This is a genomic window from Paenibacillus sp. CMM36 (assembly GCF_053570945.1).
The window spans coordinates 67840-77946 of record NZ_JBSEDY010000019.1 but is presented as its reverse complement, the minus strand read 5'-3'; the positions used below and the strand labels follow the sequence as shown (position 1 = coordinate 77946).

1 protein-coding gene is annotated in these 10107 nt (G+C 57.7%); it reads right to left on the bottom strand.

Annotation, left to right across the window (positions count from 1 at the left end):
* On the bottom strand, window positions 1–9913 hold a 9913-nt coding region (locus ACWA2B_RS25055; protein WP_449292757.1), incomplete at its 3' end, for an amino acid adenylation domain-containing protein.
* Between the last annotated feature and the right edge of the window lie 194 nt (window positions 9914–10107).

The window sequence follows — 10107 nt, the reverse complement described above, 5'->3', positions numbered from 1 at the left end:
TATCCGGTGTGTAATACGCGCATAGCGCCTTCTGCCCGTTCGCGTCACTTCGAACCAGCACCACCGCTTCGCGCACGCCTTCCACCCGCAGCAGCTGCGACTCGATCTCGCCCGTCTCGATCCGGTACCCCCGAATTTTCGCCTGGTTGTCGATCCGGCCGATGAAGTCCACGTTGCCGTCCTCCATCCACCGCGCCAAGTCTCCCGTGCGGTACAACCGCTCGCCCGCGGCGAACGGGCTGTCTACGAACTTCTCTTCTGTCAGCCCCGGACGGTTCAAGTACCCGCGCGCCACTCCGACTCCGCCGATAACCAGCTCGCCCAGCACCCCGACCGGCACCGGATTCAGGTGCGCATCCACGATGTAGAATTTCGCATTCAGCCACGCTCTGCCGATCGGCACATGACCTGTCTGCGGCAGCTTCGTCAGCGGCTCGTCGTAGAAACTTGAGTCGATCGCCGCTTCCGTCACGCCGTATGCGTTGATGATCCGGAACAACGAGCCGAAGCGTTCCTGCAAGGTCCGGTAATCCGCCACGCTGCAGCTGTCCGAGCTCGTGATCAACAGCTCCATCCAGCTCATATCCAGCCGCTGCTCGTGCACGTACTCCAGGAACGGCACGATCAGCGCCGGCGTCGATTCGAAGATGGTGACCCGTTCCCGCTCCATCCAGTGGTGCAGACGAGACGGATCGATCCGGTCGTCCTTCGGCACAATCACCATCGTGCCTCCGTTGTACAGCGTCCGCGCGATATCTCCCACGAACACGTCGAACGAGAAGCTTGCGAACTGCAGCAGCCGCACCGGGAACTGATCCAACCGGTATTCCCGCTGGTAGCCCGCCGCCGTGTTCACCAGGCTGCGGTGCTCGATCATCACGCCCTTCGGCTTGCCCGTCGTTCCCGACGTATAGATCACGTACGCCAGATCCTCCGGACGGGCTTCATGGAAGCTGTCGGCATTCGTCCGCTCCTCGCTGTACGACGCTTCGTCGTCCAGGTACAGCACCGCCGCCAGCGCCAGCTCCTCTTCGCCGAGCCAAGCTTCAGCACGCTCTCGCAGCGGCGTTTGCGTCAGCAGCACCTTCGCTCCGCTGTCTTCAAGCATGAACCGCACGCGCTCCGCCGGATAATCCGGGTCGAGTGGCACATACGCCCCGCCCGCTTTCCAGACGGCCAGCACGGCCACCAGCAAGTCCACCGAACGCTCGGCCAGAATGCCGACGATCGTCTCCCGGCCGATGCCGTTTGCGCGCAGCGTAGCCGCCAAGCGATTCGCCCGCTCGTTCAGCTCCGCATACGTCAGCCGGTCGTTCTCGTACACGACGGCCGCCGCTTCCGGTGTGCGCTCCGCCTGTTCCTCGAACAGCCGATGGAACGCCGCCACAGGAGCCGCTTCCGGCTGCGCCGGGTTGAACGCGCCGAGAATTTGCTCTTTTTCCTCTGCCGTCAACAAGTTCAGCTCGGCAATCTTCGCATCCGGACGGCTTACGATCGCCGCAAGCAAATGTCCGAAATGAGTCGACAGCCGCCGGATCGTGCTTTCTTTATAAAGAGCCGTTGCGAATTCAAAGCTGCACTCCAGGCCGCCGTTTTCTTCCGTAACATCCACACTCAGGTCGAACTTGGCCGTGCCGTATTCGCTAGGGTACGGGGACAATTTCAGCCCTTCCAGCCCAAACTCTTTGTCCTCCAAGTTTTGCAGGGAGAACATCGTGTCAAACAGCGGGTTGCGGCTCAAATCCCGGCTGACCTGCACTTTATCGACGAGCTCTTCGAACGGATAATTCTGATGCTCGTAAGCGCCTAAGGTCGTTTCTTTCACTTCTTCCAGATACGACAGGAAGGTCTTCTCCGAAGCCGGATAATTGCGGAGCGCCAGCGTATTAACGAACATTCCGATCAAAGGTTGCGTGTCTCCGTGCGTTCTGCCCGCAATCGACGTTCCGACGATCAAATCGTCCTGACCTGTGTATTTATGCAAAAGCACGGTATATGCCGCAAGCAGCACCATATACAGCGTCGTTCCTCTTTGAGCCGCCAGTTGCTTTAAGCCTTCGTTCGTTGCCTCGTCCACGAAGGACGTCAGCGTTTGTCCCTCAAAGCTCTGCACGGCAGGACGCGGATAGTCCGTCGGCATTTCCAGAACCGGCAGCTCGCCCCGGTAACGGTCCAGCCAGTAAGCTTCCTCGCGTTTCAACTGCACTTTTTGCTCGTCCGACTGCTGCCATACCGCATAGTCCTTGTATTGAATGCGCAAAGGCTCTAATGACTCGCCACCGTACAGACGAACGAGTTCCTCGACTAACACGTCCATCGAAACCCCGTCGGAGACGATATGGTGCATGTCGAACATCAGCAAATAACGTTCGGCTGCCAGCTCTACAAGCTCCGCCCGCAGCAACGGAGGCTTCGCCAAGTCGAAAGGCCGGATGAAGGCCTGCACGACTTCAGGCGCTTCTTCCTCGCTCGCATGACGGTACTCGACAGCAAAGTCGACGCTCTCGTAAATGCGCTGTATTGCTTCGCCTTGTACGATCTCAAAGCCGGTTCGCAGCGTTTCGTGCCGTGCGATCAGTCCCCGGAAAGCCTTCTCCAGCAGGCTCCGGTCAATCGATCCTTCCAGCAGCAGCACGCCCGGCATGTTGTAGCTCTGATCGGCCCCTTCCAGCTGATTCAGGATAAACAGCCGCTTCTGAGCCGAGGAAAGCGGATAATATGCTCTTGCGCCTGCCCGCGGAATCGACGAGAACAATTGCTTTCCGATCCGGGAGATGGCAAGAGTCATCTCTTCGATTGTCGAGTAGCGGAATACGTCGCGCAACGGAAGTTCGACGTTCATTTCCTTCTGAATCTTGCTGACAAGGTTCGTCGCCCGCAAGGAGTGGCCTCCAAGCTCGAAGAAATTGTCCAGGACTCCAATGCCGGAGTAGCCCAGTACTTCCTCCCAGATCTTCACAAGCTGGGACTCCGTCCGGTTACGCGGCGCTACGTATTCGACGCCCGTTTGTATGCCGCCTTGCGGCTCCGGTAGCGCTTTGCGGTCCACTTTGCCGTTGGTCGTCAGCGGCATGCGCTCCAGCTGCACGAAGTACGACGGGATCATGTACCCCGGCATTCCCTGGGCCAGCGAGGTTCTCATTTCGCTGACCGTCAGCGTTCGGTCCGCCACAAAGTAGGCGACAAGCGCCTTCTCGCCCTCGCCGTCCTGACGGGCGAGCACCACCGCTTCTTCCACGCCCTCGACGTTCAGCAGCTGCGTCTCGATTTCGTCCAGCTCGATCCGGTACCCGCGGATCTTCACCTGATGATCGATCCGGCCCAGGTATTCGATGTTGCCGTCCGGTAGCCAAGCCGCCAAGTCACCCGAGCGGTACAGTTTCTCCCCCTCCGCAAACGGGGAATCGACGAACTTCTCCGCCGTCAGATCCGGACGGTTCAGGTATCCTCTCGCAAGGCCTTCCCCGGCCACGTACATTTCGCCCGCTACGCCGATCGGCACAGGGCGGCGGTTTTCATCCAGGACGTACACCTTCAGCGTCGGGATCGGCTTGCCGATATTACTCTTCGCCGCCTCCATTTCGACCCACGTTATTTCCTTATATGTAACGTGAACAGTCGTCTCGGTAATGCCGTACATATTGATCAGCTTCGTCTCCGGGTACTTCGTCTTGAAGCCCTTGAGCTGCAGCGGACTCAGCGCTTCGCCCCCGAAGATGACGTTGCGAATCCGCAGATCGTACGGATGGTCCGCCAAGACCTCACGCAGTAGCTGGTAGAAGTACGTTGGCGTCTGGTTCAAAATCGTGACCTGTTCGCGGCCCAGCAGCGCCAGGAAATCGGCTGGACTTTTCGCCGTCAGCGGCGGTACGATGACCAGCTTGCCTCCGTACAGCAGCGCTCCGTACATTTCCCAGACGGAGAAATCGAAGCAGAACGAGTGGAACAGCGTCCACGTGTCAGACGGCCCGAAGTCGAACAGGTTCTTGTCGTTGAACAGGAGGCGCACGACGTTCTTATGCTCGATCAGCGTTCCTTTCGGTCTGCCGGTCGTTCCTGACGTGTAGATGACATATGCCAGGTTGCCCGGCCCGGAAATTGGCTCCAGGTTCGAAGCGTCCAACGCACCTTCGGAGTCCGCCCCTCTGTCGCCCCAAACGAAATCGTCCAATTCGAGGCGCGTTCCTGCGAAGTCGGTCTTCTCGTGCAGATGCTTTTGAATCAGCAATAACGGCGCGCCCGAATCCTCAATCATGAAGCGGATGCGCTCCTCCGGGTAGTCGGGATCGACAGGCACGTAGGCTCCGCCCGCTTTGAGAATCGCCAGAATGCCGACGACCATATCGAGCGAGCGTTCGGCCAGAATCGCTACCAGTTGGTCCGCTTCTACTCCCGTCTCCCGCAGCTTCCGCGCAAGGCGGTTGGATCGCTCGTTCAGCTCGCGGTAAGCCAGCTGTCGCTCGTTCATGACGGCGGCCACGTTGTCCGGGTAAAGCTCCGCCTGTTCTTCGAACAATTGAACGAGCGTCTTCTCGCGCGGAAATTCCGTGGTGGTGTCGTTAAAACGTCCGAGAAGGTCGGCCTTTTCCGCCTCCGTCACAAGTTCCAGCTCGCCCACTGTAATTTCCGGGTTATCCGTCACCTGCTCCAGCAGATGGACGAGATGCCCCTTGAGCCGCTCGATGCTGTCTTTATCGAACACTTCGGCGTTAAAGTCAAACCGGATTTCGATTTCGACTCCCGGCACCACGGTCACGTTGAAGTTATAGTTCGTCTGCTCCTCCATCTGAACGTCAGCGATCGTCAGGTCGCCGTGCTGCTGGTCGCCCGCCTGCTCCATCTGCTCGTCCACCGGATAGTTCTCGAAAGCGATGATATGGTTGATCAGGTTCTGCTTTTGCACGCTGCGGGCTTGAATTTCATACAACGGATAGTAATCATAACGCCCGGACTCCAGCGCCCACTCTTGGAGCTTCGCCATCAGGTCGGCGAACACGGTGTCCGCTTCGCTCGTGACGCGGACCGGCACCGTATTGATGAATAGCCCGATCATGGACTCGATACCCGGGATTTCCGCCGGTCTTCCGGCCACGACGCTGCCGAATACGGCATCGTTTGTTCCGTTATATTTTTGCAGCATCACGCCCCAAGCGGCTTGCAGCAGCGTATTGACCGTAACCAGGCGCTGTTTCGCCACCCGGTCCATCCGCTCGCTCAAGTCCTTGCCCAGCTCGGCGGTGACGTGATCAGCCGTAAATCTGCCGTTCGGCGCCGGTTCCTTTTGTCCCGGGAGTACGGTTTGCCCTTCATAACCTGCCAGGAATGCCGTCCAATAGCCGGATGCCGCCTGATCGTCCTGTTTCTCCAACCATTCGATGTAAGCGCCATAATCCGATCCCTTATCTCCCGCTGGCTGCTTGCCGGATGCCAAGGCCGAGTACGTCTCAAACAGCTCCTGCGTCAGCTGCGGCAGGCACCAGCCGTCCATCAAAATATGCTGGAAACTCCACAGCACATGATAGCTTTGCTCTTCGGTGCGCAGGATCGTAACCCGAACGAGCGCGTCATGTTCCATGTCGAAGCCGCGAAGTTTGTCATCCTCGGCCTTTTTATCCAAATACGCTTGTTTCTCGTCCGCCTGCAAATGAAGCAGCTCTTCATATTCAAAGCCGACCGGCTTGTCGCGGTATATGATTTGCAGCGGCTCGCCCGCCGGTCCTTGCACAAAATTCGCCCGCAGCACCAAATGACGTTTCGCAAGTTCCGTCCAGCTCCTCTCGAAAAGCTGGACGTCGAGTACTCCCCTCATCGTAAATCGCGTCTGCTCGAAGTAAGCGGCCGTTTGCCGGTCAAGCGCGCTGTGGAACCACATGCCCTTCTGCATCGGCGTAAGCGAGTAAATATTTTCGATTTCCCCGAGATGGCCCGAGCGCTGGGCGATTTGCTCTAGTTCGGCGATGGTCAAGCCTTTAAATTGCACGTCGCTAGGCGTCAATTCGGTATTTTCTTTGCCTGCGCAGTGGATAATGAGCTCTCGTAGACTTTGCTCAAGCCGCTGAGCGAAGGCTTCCATCGTTACCTTGTGATACTGCTTCCGGCTGTAGCTAAGATCAAGCGATAAAGCGCCGTCCAGCACCATGCCGTTGATATCCAGCACAAAGCTGCGGGCCTGCCGGTCGCTGGCCGGGCTGCCGCTGGAATAAGAAGATATACCGATCTCGTCCTGGTTGACATCATCGTCGAACTGGCCGAGGTAATTAAAATTAATTTCCGGCTCTGCGCCCCAAACAAAGCCATCCTCCGATTTGGAGAGATAGCGGCATATGCCGTACCCAAGTCCTTTGTTCGGAATGCGGCGCAAACTTTCCTTGACCTGTTTAATCTGATAGGCCAAATCCCGGTCAGTTTCCGGCTCTAGGACGACCGGAAACTTGGTCGTAAACCATCCGACTGTGCGCGTGATGTCGATATCCGTTCCGATCGGTTCGCGTCCGTGTCCTTCGAGATTGATCCGCACCCGTTCGTGTCCCGTCCACTTGCGAACGGCTATGCCGAGCGCCGTTACCAAAATATCGTTCATTTCGGTGTTGTAGGCCCGGTGAACCCGCTTCAGCAGCAGCTCCGTTTCTTCGGGAGTCAAACGCACGAACAGCGATTCGCTGTCCTGCTGCGTCGTAACGTCCGCCTCCAGATCCTTCGGCACGGCCGGAACCGCAATTTGTTCCACGGCCTGCCAATAGGCCCGTTCCTTCGCCATCTCCGGGCTTTGCGCGTAAGCGGCCAGCTGCTCGGACCAAGTGCGGTACGCATCCGTTTTGGCCGGGAAACGAATTTCCTCGCTTTTGCCGGCCTGCTCGTAACCCAGAGCGAAATCCTCCATCAAAATGCGCCAAGACACGCCGTCCACCACGGCATGATGAACCGCGAGCAGCAAATGATCGCCGTCCGCGCACCGGAACAGTCCCGCCTTCACGAGGGGCCCGTTCTCCAGATCGATGCCCGCTTGAATGTCCGTTGCCTTCGCTTCCACAGCCTGCGCGGTATTCTCCGCATCCTTGAAGTCGAACACGTCCAGCGTGAACAGCCCGCCTTCCTGAATCGCGCGGGTCCGCGCGCTAAACCCTTGTTCCGTCTTGCAGAACACCATCCGCAAGGCGTCATGATGCTCGGCCAGCTTTTGCAGCACCTGACGCACCGTCTCTTCGTCGAAGCGTTCCTTCCGGTACAGCATCACCGACTGGTTGAAATGATGCGGGTCCGCAAAGGAGCTCCCGAAAAACCAATGCTGAATCGGTGTCAGCTCCGTTTCACCCGTTATTTCACCTTGATCGATGGTACGTCCGATCGGTTTCACATGCAGGCTGAGCTGTGAGATAGTCGGATATTTGAACAAATCCCGGATTTCCAGCTTGTACCCGGCTTGATGAAGCCGCGAAGATACTTGAATGGACTTGATCGAGTCTCCGCCCAGCTCGAAGAAATGATCCGTTACCCCAACGCGATCGGCGTTCAATACCGCCTGCCACACATCGGCAAGCGTCCGCTCCGCTTCATTGCGGGGAGCTACGTACGCGCCGCCGGTCAGTGCGTTTCCTTCCGGGGCGGGCAAAGCCTTGCGGTCGATTTTGTCGTTCGGCGTGAGCGGCATCCGCGGAAGCTGAACAAAATGCGCCGGAATCATGTAATTCGGCAACTTTTGCGCCAGCTCGCTTCTCAGCTCGCCGAGCGTAAGCGGGCGGCCCGCGACCAGGTAAGCGCACAGTTCTTGCCCGCTTTTGCCTTCCCGCGCGATTACGATCGTCTCCTGCACGGAGTCGATCTTCAGAAGCTGCTCTTCAATCTCGCCGATCTCGATCCGGAATCCACGGATTTTCACCTGATGGTCAATCCGGCCCAAGTACTCAATATTTCCGTCCGGCAGCCAGCGGGCCAAGTCGCCCGTCCGGTACAGTCTCTCTCCGGGCTCAAACGGGTGTTCGATGAATTTCTCCGCCGTCAGATCCGGCCGGTTCCAATATCCCCGGGCGAGGCCGACGCCCGCGATGCATAATTCTCCCTCCACTCCGATAGGCGCTAGCTGATTCTGTGCGCCCAGTATATACAAGCGATGGTTCCAGATCGGACGTCCGATCGGTATCGCTCTGCGTTCGGTGTCATACGTAGACGCCGCCCACACGGATGTGGCGATCGAGGCTTCCGTCGGACCGTACGCGTTATAGTACTGTACCTTGTCTTTCCACTGCTGCACGAATTCTGCTGAAACGGCGGAGCCCGCCGTGATGAGCCTGCTCAGACTCGGCAGGCGGTCTGAATTCAAATAAGCCGCATAAGTTGGCGGCAAAGTGGCGATCGTAATTGCATGCTCGTTCATGAAACGTTCGAACAGCTGATCATCCAAAACCGTCTCGGTTGACGGTATATATAAGGTCGCCCCGAAATACAGGGCGTTGAACATCTCCCAGCACGACGCATCGAACGATAGGCTGGCGAATTGCAGCACTCGATCCTGTTCGGTCGTGTGAAGCGTATGGGCAAACGTCAGTTTCAAGCTGACCAGCCCGCGATGCTCCAGCATGACCCCTTTGGGTTTGCCCGTCGTACCTGATGTATAGATGACATAAGCCAGATCGTTCGGACCGCTGGCCGGCTCCAGGTTCGAGCCATCGTCGCTGTAGGCCTGCTCGTCATCCAGCGCCACCACGGTCCCTTCGAACGGCACCTGCAGCAGCAGCTCCCTTTGAGTCAGCAGCAACTGCGCGTTCGAGTTCTCCAGAATGTAGCGGATGCGTTCTTCCGGGTATTCCGGGTCGATCGGCACGTAGGCACCGCCAGCTTTCAGAACCGCCAGAATGCCAACGACCGTCTCCAGCGATCTCCTGGCCATCAAGCCTACCAGCTGATTGGGCAGCACCCCGACCGATCGCAGCGTCCGCGCCAGCCGGTTCGCCCGTTCATTCAGCTCCGCGTACGAAAGCCGCCGCCCCTCAAAGACAACCGCCGTCGCTTCGGGCACCCGCTTCGCCTGCTCCTCCACGAGCTGATGAATCGTCCGATCACGGGGATAGTCCTTCTCGGTATCGTTAAAGCTTTGCAGCAATTGAAATTTCTCGTCCTCCGACAGCATGTCCGCCCGCACGATGTCCAGCTCCAACTCGTGAAGCCCCACGGCCAGCAGGCGATTCAGATGGCCGACGACCCGAGTCATGAACTCGGAGTCATATAAGTGCTCGTTATATGACAGCGCTAGCTGTATCGTCCCGCCGGTTAAGCTGAATTCAAAGGAACAATCCGTGACCACGTTTTGCCCGATTTCGTCCAGATGCAGCTCCTTAAGAGATACTAGCGTATGGATGACGGGTATCCCGTCTGCATATTGCAGGTCCAGCTTCTCCGCCATTTTCAAGAACGGAATATGTTGGTGCTGAAACGCTTCAGGCAAGGAAGTCCTCAGCTCGCTCAGAAGCGTTTTAAAAGTCGCACCCACCGAAAGCGAGTTTTTCAAAATGACCGTATGATTAACGGATCGGCGCGTCTCCGTCGGTTTCCGTACAACCGGCATGCCGACCAGAATGTCAGAAGCGCCTGTATATTTATGCAAGAGCGACTGAACACCGGCGAGCAAAATCATAAAAGTGGCCAGCGGAGCGCCCTTGCTCATTTGAAGGACGCGCTGCGCCACTTCCTCCGAAAGCGAACCGCCGACGGTTGTCATAATGGGCGCCAGGGAGCTTGGAGCCTTGCTGTAAGGCAGACGCGTCAAGGTATAATCGTCGCTACCGAATTTTTCGTTCCAAAACAACGTTTCTTTTTCAAAAGCCATCTGGATCGTTCCCCTTTCTTCATCGGCAAAAGCAATCCGGCGGAGCATATGCCGCAGCAACGCTCCAGCCTCGCTCCCCGCCTTTTCAAACATGTGACAACAATGTCAATGGCTCTCGCCAAGTCACCGCTTCGCTTGCCCGGTTGATCGCATGCGGCAATCCTCTGCCTAGCAGCTATCCCGCTCGGCTCCCATGCGTGAAAGACAACAAAGAGCATCGTTCTATGCAAGAGATGCGGCTGCTCCCGGCTCCTCTGCTTCAATATGCTTGCTGCGGACGAGCCGCC